General features: G+C 59.4%; 17 protein-coding genes. 8 read left to right on the forward strand and 9 right to left on the reverse strand.

The genetic code is table 11. The features are described from left to right. The 3 genes from AC0ZWN_RS26615 to AC0ZWN_RS26625 form a co-directional block, all read right to left on the reverse strand. A partial coding sequence (locus AC0ZWN_RS26615) for an SDR family NAD(P)-dependent oxidoreductase (RefSeq protein ID WP_476337335.1) occupies window positions 1-570 on the reverse strand: 570 nt, incomplete at its 3' end. 16 nt (window positions 571-586) lie between these two features. After that, window positions 587-2251 (reverse strand): AMP-binding protein, encoded by a 1665-nt coding sequence (locus AC0ZWN_RS26620; protein WP_476337337.1) that lies wholly within the window; start codon window positions 2249-2251, stop codon window positions 587-589. Window positions 2252-2517: 266 nt separating this feature from the next. Continuing rightward, on the reverse strand, window positions 2518-3534 hold the full coding sequence (locus AC0ZWN_RS26625) for an AraC family transcriptional regulator (RefSeq protein ID WP_476337339.1): 1017 nt from the start codon (window positions 3532-3534) through the stop codon (window positions 2518-2520). A 287-nt stretch (window positions 3535-3821) separates the two neighbouring features. On the opposite strand from AC0ZWN_RS26625, the gene efeU reads away from it, so the two are divergent. From efeU to efeO (AC0ZWN_RS26645), 4 genes are read left to right on the forward strand one after another with little or no spacing between them, the layout of a single operon-like run. Next, window positions 3822-4667: an iron uptake transporter permease EfeU gene (efeU, locus tag AC0ZWN_RS26630; RefSeq protein WP_116256202.1), complete on the forward strand. Its 846-nt coding sequence runs from the start codon at window positions 3822-3824 to the stop codon at window positions 4665-4667. A gap of 8 nt (window positions 4668-4675) precedes the next feature. Next, window positions 4676-5875, forward strand: coding sequence for an iron uptake system protein EfeO (efeO, locus tag AC0ZWN_RS26635; protein WP_476337342.1), 1200 nt, complete (start codon window positions 4676-4678; stop codon window positions 5873-5875). An 18-nt stretch (window positions 5876-5893) separates the two neighbouring features. Continuing rightward, complete coding sequence (efeB, locus tag AC0ZWN_RS26640) at window positions 5894-7192, forward strand: iron uptake transporter deferrochelatase/peroxidase subunit (protein ID WP_476337344.1); 1299 nt, start codon at window positions 5894-5896, stop codon at window positions 7190-7192. Window positions 7193-7220: 28 nt separating this feature from the next. Further along, window positions 7221-8045: an iron uptake system protein EfeO gene (gene efeO, locus AC0ZWN_RS26645; RefSeq protein ID WP_476337346.1), complete on the forward strand. Its 825-nt coding sequence runs from the start codon at window positions 7221-7223 to the stop codon at window positions 8043-8045. 123 nt (window positions 8046-8168) lie between these two features. Here efeO (AC0ZWN_RS26645) and pssA read toward each other — a convergent pair whose 3' ends face one another. Next, window positions 8169-9512 carry a CDP-diacylglycerol--serine O-phosphatidyltransferase gene (gene pssA, locus AC0ZWN_RS26650; protein ID WP_476337348.1) on the reverse strand — a complete coding sequence of 448 codons (1344 nt, stop codon included), beginning with the start codon at window positions 9510-9512 and terminating at the stop codon, window positions 8169-8171. A gap of 216 nt (window positions 9513-9728) precedes the next feature. Here pssA and AC0ZWN_RS26655 point away from each other — a divergent pair, with 216 nt between their 5' ends. Continuing rightward, window positions 9729-10292: a TetR/AcrR family transcriptional regulator gene (locus tag AC0ZWN_RS26655; protein WP_007914737.1), complete on the forward strand. Its 564-nt coding sequence runs from the start codon at window positions 9729-9731 to the stop codon at window positions 10290-10292. 54 nt (window positions 10293-10346) lie between these two features. After that, entirely contained in the window at window positions 10347-10826 is a 480-nt protein-coding gene (locus AC0ZWN_RS26660; protein ID WP_038361256.1) for a nuclear transport factor 2 family protein, read from the forward strand. Window positions 10827-10946: 120 nt separating this feature from the next. Here AC0ZWN_RS26660 and sfnG read toward each other — a convergent pair whose 3' ends face one another. Continuing rightward, complete coding sequence (gene sfnG / locus AC0ZWN_RS26665) at window positions 10947-12029, reverse strand: dimethylsulfone monooxygenase SfnG (protein ID WP_476337351.1); 1083 nt, start codon at window positions 12027-12029, stop codon at window positions 10947-10949. Between the two features lie 356 nt (window positions 12030-12385). Here sfnG and AC0ZWN_RS26670 point away from each other — a divergent pair, with 356 nt between their 5' ends. Beyond that, a complete protein-coding gene (locus tag AC0ZWN_RS26670) occupies window positions 12386-13165 on the forward strand; it encodes a TSUP family transporter (protein ID WP_093432755.1) in 780 nt (259 codons plus the stop codon). Here AC0ZWN_RS26670 and nudC read toward each other — a convergent pair. The 4 genes from nudC to AC0ZWN_RS26690 form a co-directional block, all read right to left on the reverse strand. Further along, window positions 13133-13963 (reverse strand): NAD(+) diphosphatase, encoded by an 831-nt coding sequence (gene nudC / locus AC0ZWN_RS26675; RefSeq protein WP_476337354.1) that lies wholly within the window; start codon window positions 13961-13963, stop codon window positions 13133-13135. The two genes, AC0ZWN_RS26670 and nudC, sit on opposite strands and share 33 nt — an antisense overlap. A gap of 6 nt (window positions 13964-13969) precedes the next feature. Beyond that, window positions 13970-14782: a crotonase/enoyl-CoA hydratase family protein gene (locus AC0ZWN_RS26680; protein WP_095048882.1), complete on the reverse strand. Its 813-nt coding sequence runs from the start codon at window positions 14780-14782 to the stop codon at window positions 13970-13972. Between the two features lie 205 nt (window positions 14783-14987). Then, window positions 14988-15911, reverse strand: coding sequence for a magnesium transporter CorA family protein (locus AC0ZWN_RS26685; RefSeq protein WP_116256207.1), 924 nt, complete (start codon window positions 15909-15911; stop codon window positions 14988-14990). A gap of 7 nt (window positions 15912-15918) precedes the next feature. After that, window positions 15919-17493 carry a RimK family protein gene (locus tag AC0ZWN_RS26690; protein WP_095048880.1) on the reverse strand — a complete coding sequence of 525 codons (1575 nt, stop codon included), beginning with the start codon at window positions 17491-17493 and terminating at the stop codon, window positions 15919-15921. Window positions 17494-17585: 92 nt separating this feature from the next. Here AC0ZWN_RS26690 and AC0ZWN_RS26695 point away from each other — a divergent pair, with 92 nt between their 5' ends. Next, window positions 17586-18686 carry a peptidase C39 family protein gene (locus tag AC0ZWN_RS26695; protein ID WP_476337357.1) on the forward strand — a complete coding sequence of 367 codons (1101 nt, stop codon included), beginning with the start codon at window positions 17586-17588 and terminating at the stop codon, window positions 18684-18686. The last annotated feature ends 97 nt before the right edge of the window (window positions 18687-18783 follow it).

The raw sequence follows: 18783 nt of genomic DNA on the forward strand, positions 1-18783 counted from the left end.
GCCCGGGGCGATGGTCATCACGCGGATGCCAAAGCGTGCCAGCTCACGGGCGGCCGGCAGGGTCAGGCTGGCGATCGCGCCTTTGGAGGCTGAGTACGCCGCTTGGCCGATCTGGCCGTCGAACGCTGCGACCGAGGCGGTGTTGATGATCACGCCGCGTTCGCCGTCGGCATTGGCCTCGGCTTCGGCGATGGCCGCAGCGGCCTGGCGCAACATATTGAAGCTGCCGATCAGGTTGACGTTGATCACTTGGGCGAAACTGCTCAGTGCATGTGGGCCGTTCTTGCCGAGGATCTTCTCGCCACGGACGATACCGGCGCAGTTGACCAGACCGTTGAGGCTGCCAAAGGCTTTGACGGTGGCCTGCACGGCAGCTTCAGCGGCGGCTTCGTTGCTGATATCGGCAACCACGCTTTGCGCGCCCAAACGCTGAGCCTGTGCGGCGACAGCTTCGGCATTCATGTCCACCAGCATCACTTTGGCGCCGGCACTGACCAGCAATTCAGCGGTGGCAGCACCCAGGCCAGAGGCGCCGCCGGTGACGATAAAAACCTTGTTCTCGATCTGCATGACTGTATTTCCTGATTCAAGCTGAAACGTTATGCGCCGCGGCCTCTTGAGCCTTGGCGATTTCCTGGTTGCGCAAGATAAAGCGCTGCAATTTGCCACTTGGGGTCTTGGGCAATTCGCTGACAAATTCGATTTCACGTGGGTATGAGTGCGCGGCCAGACGTTTGCGTACGTGTTGGCGCAATTCTTCGGCCAGCTCCGGCGCGGCACGGTATTGCGCACTCAGCACGACGAAGGCTTTGACCAGTTCGGTGCGCTCCGGGTCCGGCTTGCCGACGACGGCCGCTTCGACCACCGCCGGGTGCTCAATCAGCGCACTTTCGACATCGAACGGGCCTACGCGGTAGCCCGATGTGGTGATTACGTCATCGCTGCGGCCGACAAAACTGATGCTGCCGTCCGGGTTCCATTCCACGGTGTCGCCGCTGAGGTAGTAATCGCCGACGAACGCCTTGGTCGGCGCGCCTTCGTAACCGCCGAACCAGCACATCGGCGATTGCGGACGGTCGATGGCGAGAATGCCCGGCTGGCCGACGCCGAGTTCGTTGTACTGATCGTCGAGCACCACGATGCGATGGCCCGGCGAGGCGAAACCGGCGGCTCCAACGTGCACCGCGTGATCAAGGCCGTGGTGGTTGCACAGGACCATGCCCAGTTCGGTCTGGCCGTAATGGTCGTGGATGACCACGCCGAGGTTGTCGGCGAACCAGCGGATGACTTCCGGGTTCAGCGGTTCGCCGGCGCTGCTGACGATGCGCAACTTGCCCTTGATCGACTTGGCGAATTCGTCGCCACCGGCGATCAGCAAGCGATAAGCGGTGGGCGAACCGGTGAGGTTGGTGATGCCGTACTTATTGATCACCCGGCAAGTGCTTTCGAGGGTGAACGGCCCATCGTAGAAAGTGATCGGATGGCCCATCGACAATGGCCCGGTGACGCCGAAATAGATGCCGTAGGCCCAACCCGGATCGGCGACGTTCCAGAAGGCGTCTTCGGGACGCAGGTCTACCGCATCGCGGGTGTAACTCTGGAACGCGACGATGGCTTTGAGCGGTACCGACAGCGCTTTCGAAGGGCCGGTGGTGCCGGAGGTGAACATCAGCAGGAACGGGTCTTCGCCGGTCAACAGGACCGGTTCGCAGACATTGGCATAATTGGCCAGCTCGGCCCAGAAGCTGAAGTCGCCACGGACGATGCCCTGGCCTTTGGCGCCGCCAACGGTCACGAGGGTCGGGCAGTCAGCGACTTCGGCGAGTTTCGGCCGGTTGACCGCATCGGTGACCACGACTTTGGCGCCGGAGCTGTTCAGGCGATGTTCGAGGGCTTTGGGGCCGAACGCGGTGAACAGCGGTTGATACACCGCGCCGATGCGCCAGGTGGCGAGCACGGTGATGAGCAATTCGATGTTGCGCGGCAGCAGGCCGGCGACCTTGTCGCCCTTCTGCACACCTTGGGCGAGGAGGAAGTTGGCGAAACGCGCGGCTTTGTCCTGCAGGTCGCTGAAGGTGTACGTCGCACTGGCGCCGTCGCGGCCTTCCCAGAACAGCGCAATGCGCCCGGGCAAGGCACGACGGTCGCAACATTCGACGCAGGCGTTGAGCGCCGCAAGCGTACCGCTGAGCGCGGCATCCACGGTGTGCTGATAGTTGAACTGTTCAGTGGCAGACAAGTAATCGCGCATTGCCAGAATCCCTCTGTTTTTTATTAGGCTGGGAACCGTAAACAACAGGGGGATAGTCGCGCTGTGCGGGGGCTGGGGCAATGGTCAAAGCCATCAATGTGGCTGACTGGTTTGGCCAAGACCGCTACCACACTGATCGTTCCCACGCTCTGCGTGGGAATGCAGCCTCGGACGCTCTGCGTCCGCTCCAGAGCTGGAACGCGGAGCGTCCCTTGAGGCATTCCCACGCGGAGCGTGGGAACGATCAAGCGGCGGAATGTGTTGGGTCAGACAACCTCATTCAGGATCAGCTGGCGATAGTGGCCCGGATTCGACCCCGACCATTTGCGAAACGCCTTGTAGAACGAACTCGCATCGGCAAATCCCAAGCGGCTGGCAATCTCGACAAAACTGATCGACGGCTCCGCTAGCCAGATAATCGCCAGCTCTTTGCGCACACTGTCCTTGAGCCCTTGGTAGGTCTGCCCTTCCTCGGCCAAACGCCGGCGCAACGTCGAAGCCGACATGCACAACTGTTGGGCCAAGGCCTCGGTTTCCGGCCACTGCTCGGCCGGCAACTCCCGCAGATCGTGCTTGATCCGACTGGCAAGGCTTTCCGGGTCGCGATACTTGACCAGAATGTTGGCCGGGGCGTGGGCGAGAAAGCGTTTCAGTTCTTCGGCGGTGCGCTTGATCGGTAGATCGAGACAATCGGCAGAGAAGATCATCCGTGTGCGTGGACGCTCGAAACGCAGGTTTTCCGAGAACATCACTCGATAGTCATCGGTGAACTCCGGCGCCGCACAGCGCAGTTCGATCGCCAGAATCGGAATCCGCCGCCCCGCCAGCCAACAGGCCACGCCGTGGACGATCATCCAGTAGGTGAAATAGGTGAAAGCGCGGCGTGGCTCGGGATCGTCCTCGAGCAAAACGATTTCCGCCAGACTTTGCTGGTGCACCAGTTGTGCGGGCAGGCGTTCGAGCATCAGTGACAGAAAGCTCAGGCCCGTATTCAAACCCGCCGCCAGCGTCGATTGCGCCATGGTGCTGCGGCAGAGGAATTCGAGGCTGCCAGACTTGAGCTTGCGCGGGTCCATGCCAAAGAACTCGTCATCGCCACGGCGTGCCAGAAGCCGCCAGAGTTTCGCGTACTGCGAGGCCGGCACCCGGCCGTGTTCGGATTGCAGCAGCAGCGGAGCAATCCCGACCTTGTTCAACACCTCTTCGGTGGCTGCGCCCGGGGCACAACTTTGCAGCAGCGCTTCACGCACCAGTTGCACGGCGATGGTGTCTTTTTCCGACATGGAGCGCGGTGAACCTTGTTGTTTTTGAGTGGTGGGCATCTTACCGCAGCTAACACAAATACCCATGTAGGAGCTGCCGAAGGCTGCGATCTTTTGATCTTGATTCTATAAATCAAAAGATCGCAGCCTTCGGCAGCTCCTACAGGGTTCCGGTGTCACCCGCATGAGAATGGTTGTTCTTTACTTTGTTCAGCTTGTGTTCAGGTTTATGCCAATCATTGTCATGTGAGAATGCTTGTCATTATGTTACAACTTGTAACCTCTTCGAATGACTTACTGGACACCGAATGCTCGTTCCCTTCCTGATCATGCTGCGCGAAGGCATTGAAGCCGCGCTGATCGTTGGCATTATCGCCAGCTACCTGCAACAGACTGGCCGTGGTCAATGGATGCCTGCCGTGTGGATCGGCGTATTTCTCGCCGCCGCCCTCGCCCTGCTGGTCGGCGGTGGTCTGGAGCTGGTCAGCGCTGAATTCCCGCAAAAGCAGCAGGAGCTGTTCGAAGGCGTGGTCGGGCTGGTGGCCGTAGGCATTCTCAGCTCCATGGTGTTCTGGATGCGCAAAGTGGCGCGTTCGATCAAGCATTCGCTGCAAGCCTCGCTGGATCACGCGCTGACTTCCTCCAAACATCAGGTGATTGCACTGATCGCCATGGTGTTCTTCGCGGTCGCTCGCGAAGGCCTGGAAACGGTGTTCTTCCTGCTCGCGGTATTCCAGCAAAGTGAAGGCCCCGGCGCGCCGATCGGTGCCCTGCTCGGGCTGATTCTGGCGATCATCGTCGGTTTCCTGATCTACAGCGGCAGCATGCGCCTCAATCTTTCGGCGTTCTTCAAGTGGACCGGCCTGTTCATTCTGGTGGTGGCCGCCGGGATTCTCGCCAACTCGGTGCAGGCGTTGCATGAAGCCGGGTTGTGGAATCACCTGCAAACCGTGCTGTTCGACTTCAGCGCGACGCTGCCGATGGATGGCCCGTTGGGGTCGGTGCTGGCCGGCATGTTCGGTTATCAGGATGCGCCGACCGTCAGCACCCTCGGTGCGTATCTGCTTTATCTGCTGGTGGCGCTGGTGATGTTCTTTTACCCGGCTCCCGCGCCGAAGCCCTCCGCACAATCGTCTTCCGTTTCCAGCCAATAAGGGCATTCATGTCAAAGCCTAATACTCCTCAGGCCTCCCCTCCTCGCGCCTTGCGTTGGGCGGTGGCCGGTTCGGTGGTGGTGATGATCGCCGCCGGTGGTCTGTTTTATTACGCCTCGAAAATGGCTGCGGCCAAGCGTCAGCACAACCACGATGAAGTGGTGGTGAACATTCATCCGGGCAGTTGCGAACCCAACGCGCTGACGGTGCCGGCCGGCCGCGCCAGTTTCCGCATCGTCAACCGCTCCGACCGCGCGGTGGAATGGGAAATCCTCGACGGCGTGCTCGTTGTCGAGGAGCGGGAAAACATTGCGCCGGGCCTCAGCCAAGTGATCAATGCCAACCTGCAGCCGGGCGATTACGCGATCACCTGCGGCCTGCTGAGCAACCCGCGCGGCACCCTGCACGTGACGCCGACTGCCGCTTCTGATGCTGCGGCCAAAGCCAAGCCGTCGATGGTCGCCTTCGTTGGGCCATTGTCGGAATTTCGCGTGTACCTGGCCAGCCAGAGCAGCGCGTTGATCAAAGCCGTGACCGCGCTCGATCAAGCGATTGAAAGCGGCGACCTCAGTCAGGCTCAAGCGCTGTATTTACCGGCGCGCGCGGCTTATCAGCGTCTGGCCCCTGCCGCGCAACGCCTGGCGGAACTGGACAACAGCATCAACGCCCGCGCCGACTACTTCGAAAAGCGCGAACAGGATCCGGCCTTCGTCGGTTTCCACCGCATCGAATACGCACTGTTCCAGCAACGCAAACTCGACCAACTGACGCCCGTTGCCCAGCGCCTGCTCAGCGATGTCACCACGCTCAAACAGCAATTGCTCGCGCAAAGCCTGCCACCGGAGCAACTGGTCAGCATCATCGTGCGCAACCTCAACACCTTGGCCGACGTCCGTGCTGCCAGCGGTGAAGAAGAACGCTACAGCCACAGCGACCTCAACGGTTTCGCTGCCAACGCGCAAACCACACACAAAGTCGTCGATCTGCTGCGGCCAATGCTGACCAAGTCGGCGGCCGAGCTGTTGCCGAACATCGACAAGGCGCTGGCGGACTTCGACAGCGAACTCGATACCTACAAGATCAAGGACGGCTACGCCAGTTACGACGCCATCAGCGGCGAACAACGCAAGCAGATTGCCGACAAGGCCCAGGCTCTGGCCGACGCTCTGGATGGCATCGATCCCGCCCTCGGCCTCTCCGGCCTGTAAGCAGAAGACGATTTGACGATGAAAGATAGCGAACCACTCAACCTGCAACGTCGCCGTGTCCTGATGGGCATGGGCGCCGCCGGTGTCGCCCTCGCCGGCTCGGCCCTGAGCTGTCCGGCCATGGCCGCCGCGCCGGCACAAGTCACCGAAGCACCGAGCAGTGACAAGACCGAAGACCGTCATGATTTCCACGGCATCCACCAGACCGGCATCGTCACCCCGCGCCCGGCGTCGGGCATGCTCGTATCGTTCGACGTGTTGGCCAGTGATCGTGACGATCTGGAGCGGCTGTTCCGCACCCTCAACGAGCGCATCGCGTTCCTGATGAAGGGCGGCCCGGTGGCGCAGATCGATCCGAAACTGCCGCCGCCGGACTCCGGCATCCTTGGCCCGAATGTAACCCCAGACAACCTGACCATCACCGTTTCTGTCGGCGAGTCGCTGTTCGACGAGCGCTTCGGTCTGGCCGACGCCAAGCCCAAACGCCTGATGCGCATGGTCGGGTTTCCCAACGATGCGCTGGACGCCGATTGCTGCCACGGCGACCTGAGCCTGCAGTTCTGCTCGAACACCGCCGACACCAACATTCACGCCCTGCGCGATATCGTCAAAAACCTCCCCGATCTGCTGCTGGTGCGCTGGAAGCAGGAAGGCAGCGTACCGCCGCAAGCCCCTGCAAAACCCGGCGTGCCGGCGCAATCGGCGCGTAACTTCCTCGGCTTCCGCGATGGCTCGGCCAACCCCGATTCCAACGACGCTAAAGCCATGGATCGCCTGGTCTGGGTGCAACCGGGCAGTGACGAACCGGCCTGGGCCGCTCACGGCAGCTATCAAGCGGTGCGAATCATCCGCAACTTTGTCGAGCGCTGGGACCGTACGCCATTGCAGGAACAGGAAAGCATCATCGGCCGGGTCAAAACCACCGGCGCGCCGATGGGTGCGCAGCATGAGACTGAGGTCCCGGATTACAGCAAAGACCCGGCCGGCAAGCTGACCAAGCTCGACGCGCACATTCGCCTGGCCAACCCGCGCACCGCCGCGAGCCAGGCCAACCTGATCCTGCGCCGGCCGTTCAACTATTCAAATGGCGTGAACAAAAACGGCCAGCTCGACATGGGCCTGCTGTTCATCTGCTACCAGGCCGATCTGGAAAAAGGCTTTATCACCGTGCAGACCCGCCTCAACGGCGAGCCGCTGGAGGAATACCTCAAACCGGTCGGCGGCGGCTATTTCTTTACCCTACCGGGTGTCACGGGCGACAAGGACTTTATCGGCCGCTCGCTGCTCAACGCCACACAGCCGAAAACAGCCGCATAAAACAATCTCGACACTGGAGCCGCCCCCGATGAAAAAGACCCCACTCGCGTTACTGCTGGCCCTTGGTTTGCTCAACACCCCGCTGTCGGCATTCGCTGCCACCGCACCGCTGGATCTGGTGGGGCCGGTTTCGGACTACAAGATTTACGTCACCGAGCAATTGGATGAGCTGGGCAGCCACACCCAACAATTCACCGATGCGGTGAAAAAAGGTGATTTGGCCACCGCGCAAAAGCTCTACGCGCCAACCCGCGTTTACTACGAGTCGATCGAGCCGATTGCCGAGCTGTTCAGTGACCTCGATGCCTCCATCGACTCCCGTGTCGACGACCACGAGAAAGGCGTAAAGGCTGACGACTTCACCGGCTTCCACCGCATCGAATACTCGCTGTTCTCGGAAAAAAGCACTCAGGGCCTTAACGAGTTGGCGGACAAGCTCAACAGCGACGTAAAAGATCTGCAGACCCGCGTCGCCGGCCTGACTTTCCCGCCGGAGAAAGTCGTCGGCGGTGCCGCCGCGCTGCTGGAAGAAGTCGCCGCGACCAAGATCTCCGGCGAAGAAGATCGCTACAGCCACACTGACCTGTATGACTTCCAGGGCAACATCGACGGGGCGAAGAAAATCGTTGATCTGTTCCGTCCGCAGATCGAGCAGCAGGACAAGGCTTTTGTCGCGAAGGTCGACAAGAACTTTGCCACCGTCGACAAGATTCTGGCCAAGTACAAGACCCAGGACGGTGGTTTCGAGACGTATGACAAGGTGAAGGACAACGACCGTAAAGCGCTGGTTGGGCCGGTGAATACGCTGGCTGAAGATTTGTCCACGTTGCGTGGGAAGTTGGGGCTGAACTAAGTTTTTTAGCGTCTGTTAAGGCCCTATCGCGAGCAGGCTCACTCCTACAAGGGGAACGCGTTCCAAATGTAGGAGTGAGCCTGCTCGCGATAGCGGTTGTATGACCGCTACAAATTTAAAGCCTTACAAAATCCGGTAGAGCAACCGCTCAATCCGCACCCGACTCACGCGCTTGAGAAACTTGGCCACCCCGGCCGGGTATTCCGGCAGCGTCTCCAGGCTCTGAAAGCTGTCGATCCGTGTGGTATGGCGGAAAATCTCTTCAAGCTCTTTCGCCCGCGGCTCCAGCCATTCCCCTTTCGGGTCATCGATCAACAACGCGTTCTCAAGATCCAGGCGGAACGCCCGTGGATTGAGGTTGTTGCCGGTCAGCAGCGTATAGCGCTGATCAATCCACATGCCCTTGAGGTGATAGGTGTTGTCGCCGTCACGCCACAGGTGCAGGTTCAACTGACCGCTGTCGATGTTGCGCTGATGGCGCTTGGCAAAGCGGCGCAGGCTGATTTCGTACAGATACGGCAACGCCGCGATCACCTTGAACGGCTCGCTCGGCGGGATATAAAAGTCGTTGGCCGTCTTGTCACCGACCACGATATCGATCTTCACACCACGGGCCAGCGCTCGGTTGATCTCGCGTATCACACCCAGCGGCAGGTTGAAGTACGGCGTGCAGATGGTCAGCTGTTTTTGCGCGCTGGCGATCAGTTCGAGAATCGCCCGGTTCAACGGGTTGTTCTTGCCGACGCCGAGCAGCGGGCTGACCGACAGGCCGTCTCTGGCGGTGCTGCCATTGGCGGTGTCGTACGCCGCGTATTTGAGACGGCTGCGCAGATCGCCGATGTCGTTGCGCAGGCTGCGTGTGGTCGGCAGGTTCGGCAGATCGAGGCGATGCACGGCTTTGGATTCGATCAGGCCATGTTTGACCAGGTGATGCATCGAGTCGGCCAGCTCAGCGCTGTGCAGCACGTGATAACGGTCGAAACGGTACTTGTCGAACTTGTGCAGATAAACGTTATTCAGGCTCGCACCGCTGTAGACCACGCAGTCGTCGATCACAAAGCCCTTCAAATGCAGCACGCCGAACAACTCGCGGGTCTGCACCGGCACGCCGTACACCGGCACTTCGCTCTGGTGCGTGCGGGTCATTTCCTGATACCACGCCGAATTGCCCGGCTGCTTGCCGGCACCGATCAGCCCGCGCTGGGCGCGCAGCCAATCGACGACCACAGCGATTTCCAGCTCGGGGCGCTTGAGCTTGGCGGCGTGCAAGGCATCGAGGATTTCCTGACCGGCTTCGTCTTGCTGCAGATACAGCGCAACGATGTAGATGCGCTGGGTCGCCGTGGCGATTTTCTCCAGCAGGCAACGACGAAACTCGGCGGCGCCGGACAGAATGGTCACGGCCTCGGCGGTCAGCGGAAAGCTGCGCAATTTGGGCAGCAAGGAACGTTTGAAAAGCAACGGCATAGGGCTCGCAATGGGTCGAATCCGAAGAACCCGAGAGCTTACACCATCGCATCCTTCGGGTCTTGTTAGTGTCTGTAATGGCCTCTTCGCGAGCAGGCTCGCTCCCACCTTTGAAACGCATTCCACTGTGGGAGCGAGCCTGCTCGCGAAGACGATTTCACAGTCGACAAAAATACCCGCTTGACCAAGAAGAACAATCGTTCTACTGTTCGCCACATGAACGAAATCACTAGCAATGACACACGCGACATCATTCTGGATGTCACCGAAAAGTTGATCTACAAAAGTGGCATCGCTGCCACCAGCATGGATCTTCTGGTGAAAACCGCCGGCGTCTCCAGAAAAAGCATCTACCGTTACTTTGCCGACAAGGACGCACTGACCGTCGCCGCCCTGCAACGCCGCGACGTGCGCTGGATGCACTGGTACAGAAGCGCTGTCGATCAGGCCGAAACCCCGGCCGATCGCCTGCTCAACCTGTTTACCGTGCTCAAGAGCTGGTTTGCCTCCGAAGGCTTTCGCGGCTGCGCGTTCATCAACACCAGCGGCGAAACCGGTGACCCGCAAGACCCGGTGCGGCTGGTGGCGAAAGAACACAAACAGAAGCTGCTCGACTACGTGTGCGAGCTGTGTACCGAACATGGCGCCGAGGATCCGCAACTGCTGGCCAAACAGCTGCTGATCCTGATTGATGGCGCCATTACCGTAGCGCTTGTGATGGGTGATCACAGTGCCGCCGATAATGCGCAATGCATGGCGCGAAAGTTATTGGACCTGTAACGCCTTAATAAGCCGGACTTGTTGTTCAATTATTAATTAGATCGGGAGACTGATATGTCTACTGCAGCCCAGGTACGTCCGCCATTGCCGCCCTTCAACCGTGAATCGGCCATCGAGAAAGTTCGCCTGGCCGAGGATGGCTGGAACTCCCGCGACCCGGAACGGGTATCGCTGGCTTACACCCTCGACACTAAATGGCGCAACCGCGCCGAATTCGCCAACAACCGCGAAGAAGCCAAGGCCTTCCTGACCCGTAAATGGGCGAAGGAACTGGATTACCGTTTGATCAAGGAACTCTGGGCTTACTCGGATACCCGCATCGCCGTGCGTTACGCCTATGAATGGCACGATGATTCGGGCAACTGGTTCCGCTCCTACGGCAACGAAAACTGGGAGTTCGACGAGCAAGGCCTGATGTTCCAGCGTTACGCGTGCATCAACGACATGCCGATCAAGGAAAGCGAACGCAAGTTCCACTGGCCGCTGGGCCGCCGCCCGGATGATCATCCGAGCCTGTCTGACCTCGGTCTGTAGATTCACAAAGATCCAATGTGGGAGCGAGCTTGCTCGCGAATGCGGTTTATCAGTAATCACAGTATTTACTGAAAGGACGCCTTCGCGAGCAAGCTCGCTCCCACAGGTTTTGCATAGGGTTCAGGCAACAGCGGCAGTCTTCTCGGCCTCCAGTTCGCGCACCAGCGGCAACACCCGCCGCCCGAAATATTCGACCTCTTCCTGAAAATGCAGAAACCCCGCCAGCACCAGATCAACACCCACCGCTTTCAGCGCGACAATCCGCTCGGCAATCTGCAACGGCGTACCAATCAGATTGGTCTTGAAACCATCGTTGTACTGCACCAGGTCCTCAAACGTCGATTTCGCCCAGTTGCCCTCACCCTCCGGCGATGCATGGCCTGCCTGTTTCGCCGCATCGCCAAAAGCGTTGACCGCTTCCGGATCAGCCTGGTCAATAATCTGCGCAAGTACCGCCCGCGCCTCTTCTTCGGTTTCACGGGCGATGACAAAGGCATTCACGCCGATCTTCACCGAATGATTGTTCGCCGCTGCCTTGGCACGAATATCGTCGACCTGCGCCTTGATCCCCTCAACGCTGTTGCCATTGGTGAAATACCAGTCCGAAACCCGCGCGGCCATGTCCCGCGCTGCACGGGAACTGCCGCCCTGGAAAATCTCCGGGCGCCCCAGCGGTTTTGGTTTGAGGCTGTAATTGTCGAAACGGTAGAAGTCGCCGCGAAAGGTGAAGTTGTCCTGACTCCACACGCCGCGCAGTGAGCGAATGAATTCTTCGGAACGGCGATAACGCTCGTCGTGCTCCAGCCAATGCTCGCCGATGGCATGGAACTCACCTTTGAACCAGCCGCTGACGATGTTCACCGCGATGCGGCCGTTGGTGAGTTGGTCGATGGTCGCCAGTTGCTTGGCAGCCAGCGCCGGTTGCCACGGGCCGGGCAGAATCGCGGCGATCACCTTGAGTGTGCTGGTGGCAGCGAGTAGCGCATGGCTGAACGCCACGGACTCGTGCTGGAACTCTGCGCCGTAACCGGCAGTGAAGCGGATCTGCGTCAGCGCGTATTCGAACCCGGCGGCCTCGGCGAGCTGCGCCAGTTTGCGGTTGTAGTCGATGCCCCAATCGGTGCGCTGTTCGATCTTGCTGACCACCAGCCCACCGCTAACGTTCGGCACCCAGTAGGCAAATTTTACGGCTTGCTGACTCATTGGCGTGTCCTCGGGACATTTGCGGAGATGGGAGTGGTAGAGCAGCAAGCGTGCCAGGGCTGGAATGCCCGGGTTTGTTGGGTTTCCCGGTTATTCAGATGTTTTTTAAAGGGGATTTTGTTGGCTGGGTGTTGAGTGTGCAACAGTAGGTTATGCAGTGGCTGGGAAGCCGCCTTCGCGAGCAAGCTCGCTCCCACAGTGGTTTGTAGTGAATATTGATTTTGTGGACACCGCAAAAACTGTGGGAGCGAGCTTGCTCGCGAAGGCGTCAGACGGGTCGCCGCAACAGTTGGATACAGGTAACATGACCGCCCTCCCCGCAGCCAAATCTGCGCCCTGCCGAATAAGCCGATTCCATGCCTTTCGAACTCAGCGTTGACCTCACCACCCTCGCCATTCTGGCCTTTGTCGCTTTCATTGCCGGTTTCATCGATGCCATCGCCGGCGGTGGCGGCCTGCTGACCACGCCCGCACTGCTGACCGCTGGCCTGCCGCCGCATCTGGTGCTCGGCACCAACAAACTCAGCTCGACGTTCGGCTCGGCCACTGCCAGTTTCACCTTCTACAAACGCAAGCTGTTCCACCCGCGTCAGTGGACCCACGCCATCGTCGGCACACTGGTCGGCGCCCTGGCCGGCGCCATCGTCGCGCATTACCTGCCGGCGGAATGGCTGAACAAGATGCTCCCGGTGATTGTGTTTGCCTGCGGCCTGTACCTGTTGTTCGGCGGCACACCGAAAGCGCCGCTGGACAGCGACGCGCCGATCAAAAAGAAATGGCAATCGAGCCAAGGCTTCAGCCTCGGTTTCTACGACGGCGTGGCCGGCCCCGGCACGGGCGCGTTCTGGACGGTGAGCAGCCTGCTGCTCTACCCGATCGATCTGGTCAAGGCCAGCGGCGTGGCGCGCAGCATGAACTTCGTCAGCAACATTGCGGCGCTGTCGGTGTTCGTGTTTTCCGGGCAGGTGGACTGGATCATCGGCCTGAGCATGGGCCTGTCGGTGATGGTCGGCGCGTTCTTTGGCGCGCGCACCGCGATCAGCGGCGGCGCCAAATTCATTCGCCCGGTGTTCATCACCGTGGTGCTGGGTTTGACCGTACGTTTAGCCTGGCAGCACTGGTTCAGCGTGGCCTAAGCGCCGCGCCACGTAGACGTCGATCAGGTAACGGGCAATCGACTTCGACGCCGGCAACGGCGGCAGGTCGTGCACGTTGAACCACTGGGCGTCTTCGATCTCGTCTTCCTGACAGACAATCTCGCCACCGGCGTACTCGGCATGGAAGCCGAGCATCATCGAATGCGGGAACGGCCAGCACTGACTGCCCATGTACTGAATGTTCTGCACCTCGATCTGCACTTCTTCGCGCACTTCACGAATCAGGCAATCCTCGGCCGACTCGCCAGGTTCAGCGAATCCGGCCAGCGTGCTGTAGACCCCGGTGACGAATCGCGGTGAGCGCGCCAACAGAATCTCGTCGCCACGGGTGATCAGTACGATCATGCTCGGTGAAATCCGCGGGTAACTGCGCAGATCGCACGGCTGGCAATACATCGCCCGCTCACGCGGTACCTGCGTCATCGCCTGCCCGCAGTTGCCGCAGAAACGATGCTCGCGCGCCCACGTGCCGATCTGTGCGGCGTATCCGAGGACTTTGTAGATCGTGTGCTCGCCATCGAGCATGAACGCCCGCAGGCCTTTCCAGTTACAACCCGGCACCTCACTGGCACTGTGCAGTTCCAGCAAGTACACCGGCTCACCGTCGAGATGGCCAATGCCGTGCTCGGCGAGGACCGACAAGTCCTGACGCTTGAGCCATTCCCGGGGGAACAGTGCGCCGTTGTCATCGAACAGAAAGCCTTCCGGGCTGCGCGCCACGACCCAGCCGCCGGGTTGATCGGTGTCCAGTACTGCAGTGGTCCAGCGAGATGTCATGGTTTCTCAGTCCAGAAATTCGGGTTTCTGTTTGCTCATATGGGCGGCCATGGCCACGCGCAAGTCGGTGGATTGCAACATGGCGGCGTTCCAGGTGGCAACGTATTCGAGACCGTCGTCGATACGATGGTCGCGCATGTAGCTGATCATTTCCTTGGTACCGGTAACCGCGATCGGCGATTTCGAAGCGATCTCACGAGCGATGTCCAGCACGCCTTCGAGCAGCGCGTCTTTGTCGCTGTAGACGCGATTGACCAGGCCAATGCTGCGCGCCTCGTCAGCGCCGAACGTGCGACCGGTGTAAGCCAGTTCACGCAGCATGCCGTCACCGATGATCCGTGGCAACCGTTGCAAAGTGCCAACATCGGCGGCCATGCCGATATCGATTTCCTTGATCGAGAATTGGGCGTCTTCAGCGGCGTAACGCATGTCGCAGGCCGCGATCAGGTCAATCGCACCACCGAGGCAATACCCCTGAATGGCGGCAAGCACCGGTTTGCGGCAGTTGTCGACGGCGTTGAACGAGGCTTGCAGGGTGAGGATCTTGCGGCGCAGCAGGCGCGCGTTGCGGCCAACATCCTTGCCCAGTTCATTGGCGACGCCGGCGAGCATCATCAGGTCGATGCCGGAGGAAAAGTGTTTACCGTTGCCGCTGAGCACCACCACGCGCACTTCGTCGGTGTCGTCGATCCACTGGAATATCTCGACGATCTCGCTCCAGAACGCCGCGTTCATCGCGTTGATCTTTTCCGGGCGATTGATCTGCACATGGGCGATGTTGTCGGCCAGTTCGACGCTGAAAGCGGAGTATTGAGTCATGGCAGTGATCCTTTACCGGGCAGAAAATGAGGCCCGAACTATAACAAGGCATCACAGTGGCGGTTCGGCCAAATGCGGGACTGTCCTGAGTTTTACTTTGCCTGTGCCGGCCTCTTCGCGAGCATGCTCGCTCCCACCCTGTTGAAATGCATTCCCACTGTGGGAGCGAGCCTGCTCGCGAAGACGTCCGATCAGTCACTACAAATCATCTGGCCAAACGCCGCAACCCAAACAACATCCCCCCCGCCCCCATCAGCATCACCGCCAGAAATGCCGGATAGGAAATCCACCACGGCGTCCCTGCCGTCATCATGCTGAATTCCGACATGCCGCCAATACTCGCAATCAGGTTCAACGGCAGAAACACCACGTTGATCAACGTCAGCTTGCGCAGCAGGTTGTTCATGCTGTTGTTCATCAGGTTGCCACGCGCATCGATCAGCCCGGAAAACACCGTCGAGTAGATTTCCGCCTGCTTGTAGCACTGGTTGTTCTCGATGATCAGGTCGTCAATCAGACCAAGCGCTTCACTGCCGAAATGCTGCTTCTCGGCATGATTGCGCAGGCGCGTGAGGACCGCGCCGTTGCTGTGCAACGCGTTGATGTAATAGATCAGGCTTTCGCTGAGGTTGAACATCTGCACCAGATGCTGGTTCTGCATCGAGGCGTTGAATTTCTGCTGCAGTTCGCGGGCGACCAGTTTGATCACCTTCAAGTGCCCGAGGTAGTGATGGATGTTGTTGAACAGCAAGTCGAGCAACACATCCAGCGGCGTGTTCAACGGCTGGCGGGTACCGAGGCCGTGCAGCGGCGTGTCGTCGGTGGCGATCACCAGCAGTTGCCCGGGCGCGAACAGTAGCCCGCAGGACGACACTTCAAACGCCAGACTGCCACCGCCGGAATAGTTTTCCGGGCGTTTCCAGATAAGGAACAAATGGTCGGGATGGAACTCGATGCGCGACACCTCGTCCGGGTCCAGCGCTGACGCCAGTGCATGCTCATCGACCTTGAAATGACTGTGCAGCAAGTCGCGTTCGGCAGCATCGGGGTTGCTGAACAGCATCACCTCGGCATCCAGTCGTTCGACCCGCTGCAGGGCGCCGTGGCTCAGTGCGAAGCTGTTGATCATCGGCGCCTCACCACGCCTGACCGCGACGCTTCAGCTCCAGGCGGCGCACGAACTCCTCCAGCACCAGTGCGTACAGATCGTCGTGTAAATAGGCGTCTTCGATACCGGCGTCGAGGTTGGGGTTGTCGTTGACTTCGATCACCACCACCTTGTCGCCGGCCTGTTTCAGATCGACGCCGTAGAGGCCGTCGCCGATGAGGTTTGCGGTTTTCACCGCCAGCTCCACCACCGCCCGCGGCGCCTCGTGGATCGCCATGGTCCGGCATTCGCCGTTGACGTCCTGACCCTTGGCTTTGTGATTGTAGATTTGCCAGTGGCCCTTGGACATAAAGTACTGGCAGGCGAAGATCGGTTTGCGGTTGAGCACACCAATGCGCCAATCGTATTCGGTGTAGAAAAACTCCTGCGCCAGCAGCAACACCGAGTGTTCGAACAGTTCGGCGGTCGCCTCAAGCAACGCCTGCTGGCTTTCGACCTTGATCACGCCACGGGAAAAACAGCCGTCGGGGATCTTCAATACCAGCGGAAAGCCGAGGCGCTCGCCCACACGCTCGAAGTCTTCGGGTCGCTCCTTGTAGAGGATTTCGGTGGCGGGCATGCCCAGTTGATGGCTATTGAGCAAGTCAGTCAGGTAGACCTTGTTGGTGCAACGCAGAATCGACGTCGGGTCATCCATCACCACCAATCCTTCACTTTCGGCCTTCTTGGCGAAGCGATAAGTGTGGTTGTCAACGCTGGTGGTCTCGCGGATCAGCAAGCCGTCGTACTCGGCCAGACGTGCGTAATCCTTGCGTTCAATCAGTTCGACGTCGATGCCCATGCCTTTGCCGACCCGGACGAAATTCGCCAGTGCCTTGGCGTTGGATGGCGGCAACGCCTCCTGCGGATCGTGCAATATCGCCAGATCATAGCGTGCCACTTGCGGCGAGCGCGGCACCCGCCAGACTTTACGGCTGAATCCGTCCAGCGCGTTGGCGAACTGATCTTCCTGATCATCGCGCAACTTGTGCAGAGCGCCGGACTTTATACCTTCGATGTGCCAACCATTAGTTCGACGGAACTCAACTAACAATATCGGGCAGGGAAACACTTCAAACAATTGCCGCGCCAGATCCTGCAACGGTTCGATATGTGTCCGGCCGAAATACAGGGTCAGGGTAAACCCTTCGGTATCACTGTAGAGATGATGACTGAGGGCTTTCTCGAGCGTTTTATCGAGGTCATCCAGCGCTAGGCCATACAGTGATTTTTTCGTCAGTTCACTGATGGTGCGCACAGAGGGAATCACCTTGTGCCCCCGCGCTTCGGCCAGCAGTGAGCAGTAGTAGCCATGACCGAGATACTTGTAGCTGCGGCACAGATTGATCACCTGCACACGCTTGCCCGGCTCGCTGTCACAGCTGTGCTCGAGGTATTCCTGAGCCGTCAGGATGTCTTCACTGGGAAAATATGAAGCCCAGTCTTCCTTGCGCTCGACAATAATCAACACTTGGCTGGATGCCTTAATCGCCGAACTTAAATAAGTTGCCGCCGGCAAACTTTGCTCGGATACTTCGCGCCAATGACCCTGTACCGCTGACATAGAGATTGATCCGTTGGAGAACAAGACCTTTTCTATTAAGCACGAAGTTTTTTGAAAGTCTCGTTTCGTTACGCAACTTTTACGGTGGTCATATGAAGGCTGTTTTTCGTTTGGCGGTAGTTGAAGACTTGCCGGCGCTGCTGGCACTGGAAATGCAATGTTTCACCACAGACCGGCTCACCAGTCGCAGCTTTCAGTGGATGATCACCCGTGCTCACGGGCAGTTGCTGGTGGCGGAGTGCGACGGTCAATTGTTGGGTTATGCGTTGGTGTTGTTTCATCGCGGCACTTCGCTCGCGCGGCTGTATTCCATTGCACTGGCCGTTGAAGCGCGAGGAACCGGTCTGAGCAAGCAACTGCTGCAACGCATCGAAGCGATGGCGCTGGAGCACGATTGTGCCTATCTGCGGCTGGAGGTGCGCATCGACAACCCTGCGGCCATTGCCCTGTATGAACGCAATGGCTACCGGCGCTTTGCGCTGATCCATGATTACTACGAAGACCACGCCGACGCGTTGCGCCTGGAGAAACGCATTCTCCAGCACCGCGATTCGCGCAGCATCAAGGTGCCTTACTACCCGCAAACCACCGATTTCACCTGTGGCCCGGCGTGCCTGTTGATGGCCATGGGCGCATTGCAGTCGGAGCGTTTGCTGGAGCGTCGGGAAGAGTTGCAAGTCTGGCGGGAAGCGACGACGGTGTTCATGACCTCCGGGCATGGCGGTTGCAGCCCGCAGGGATTGGCATTGGCGGCGTGGCGTCGGGGGTTTCGCGTGCGTATGGCGCTGAGCATGAGCGGGCCGTTATTCCTCGATGGAGTGCGGGATGCGCATAAAAAAGACGTCATGCGCTTGGTCCACGATGAGTTTACGGCGCAATTGCAGGAGACAGATGTCGAGTGTGTGATCGGTGCGTCGCTGGATCTGCCGCGTTTGCTGGATGCCGGCGGGCAGCCGATGGTGTTGATCAGCAGCTATCGACTGACCCGCTCGAAGTCGCCGCATTGGGTGATCGTCACCGATTGCGACGAGGATTTCGTTTACCTGCATGACCCGGATGTCGATCACAGCCAGCATCGCCAACCCATGGACTGCCAGCATGTACCGGTGAGTCATGGCGAGTTCGAGAAGATGTGCCGGTTTGGCCGGGGTAAATTGCGTGCGGCGGTGGTGTTGTATTCCCGCGAAACGTAAGCCTACACATGTAGGAGCTGCCGAAGGCTGCGTTCTTTTGATTTTGTTGTGAAGATCAAAAGATCGCAGCCTGCGGCAGCCCCTACAGGGGCCTACC

Source organism: Pseudomonas sp. 3B-A001-10F (genome assembly GCF_056313565.1).